The organism is Mesorhizobium sp. M7A.F.Ca.AU.002.02.1.1 (assembly GCF_003998535.1).
Classification (GTDB): Bacteria; Pseudomonadota; Alphaproteobacteria; order Rhizobiales; family Rhizobiaceae; genus Mesorhizobium; species Mesorhizobium ciceri.
This window is the reverse complement of record NZ_RZPB01001221.1, coordinates 1-1,169: the sequence shown is the minus strand read 5'-3', so window position 1 is coordinate 1,169 and position 1,169 is coordinate 1. Positions and strand designations below refer to the sequence as shown.

Below are 1,169 nucleotides of genomic sequence, written 5' to 3'. Positions count from 1 at the left end.
GAACTGACCTTGCTCGCCCCAAGCGCATCCCGGAATTGGCCGCCGAACAGATCCGACGACAGGCCGGAAAAGAAGCCGGCCGGCGCGCCGAGCCGGCCAAGTGCGATTGCCGTGTTGAATACGGCGCCGCCGACATAAGGCGCAAAGGCCGGCTCGCCCGCTGTCGTCGTGCGCGGCAGCATGTCGATCAGGGCTTCGCCGCAGCAGAGGATCATGGCTTCTTGGTCTCCGGCGGATAGATCACGCCCTTGCGTATGATGATGTTGGCGTAGAGCCGCGGCTCGCTTGTCGCGACGATGGCATGCGCCGATTTGACCCGTGCATAGAAGTCGGCGCCGGCCAGCGCAACCACCTTGCGGCCTGGCGCCCGTTTGGCGCAGATCGCTTCGATCTCATGATGGACAGGATCGGCAAGCGAGGGATCGCCTCGGACCGAGGCGCGAAACAGCGCCTCCGGCACGGCGTCATCGACAGGCAGGACACTCAATATCGCATCGAGTACCGGGATAAGAGGGTGGCCATCGGCGCGTACCAGTCGGGTTGCCTGCTGTTCCGCCGGATAGTTTCCGTCGACAAGGGCGATTTCGTCGCCATGGCCCATGCCGCGCAGGATCGCCAGAAGCTCCGGACCGAGCAGCGCCGGGATTCCGATCAGCATCAGGCGCTCCTGGAAATCGTCGTCGAGCCGATCAGGAAGCGTTCGGAAAGTGGCAGGCTGGCGCCGCCGAGCGCCCGGGCATGGATACCGACGGTTCCCTCGCGAATGGCGGGCAGCTTCAAGCCTTCGCCGTCGATCGTGGCGATTGCCGCAATGATGGCGTCGACCAGCTGGCGGCGCACCGCCTTCGGCATCCAGCCGTCGATCACCGCCGCTTCGAAATCGATGATCGAGGATGCGGCGACGATGGCGTAAGCGAGCGCCCTTGAGGCGCTGGCGATCCAGCCGTCGAGTTCGGGTCCGATCTCGCCCCAGTCGTCCGGCGAGGTCCACAGATGCGAGGCCTCGATGCCGCGCGCATTGAGCGCCTTTTCGAGCATGGCGATGGAAGCGACATCGATCAGTTGGGTCGGCTTGCCGTCCGGCCCGGGCACGGGCATGGAGCCGAGCGCTCCGGCATTGCCGGTCGGGCCGCCGAAAAGCCGGCCGTTCAGCACAATGCCGCCACCGG

Annotated in this window: 3 protein-coding genes; all 3 read right to left on the bottom strand. The window is 65.9% G+C overall.

Annotated features, from left to right (window positions below):
• Positions 1 to 215: PfkB family carbohydrate kinase (locus EN879_RS36645; protein WP_245493940.1), on the bottom strand; the 215-nt coding region annotated here is incomplete at its 3' end.
• On the bottom strand, positions 212 to 658 hold the full coding sequence (locus EN879_RS36640; RefSeq protein ID WP_013532706.1) for an RbsD/FucU domain-containing protein: 447 nt from the start codon (positions 656 to 658) through the stop codon (positions 212 to 214). The genes EN879_RS36645 and EN879_RS36640, both read right to left, overlap by 4 nt.
• Positions 658 to 1,169, bottom strand: a 512-nt coding sequence (locus tag EN879_RS36635) for an ROK family protein (protein ID WP_164774875.1), incomplete at its 5' end; no start/stop codon positions are given. The genes EN879_RS36635 and EN879_RS36640, both read right to left, overlap by 1 nt.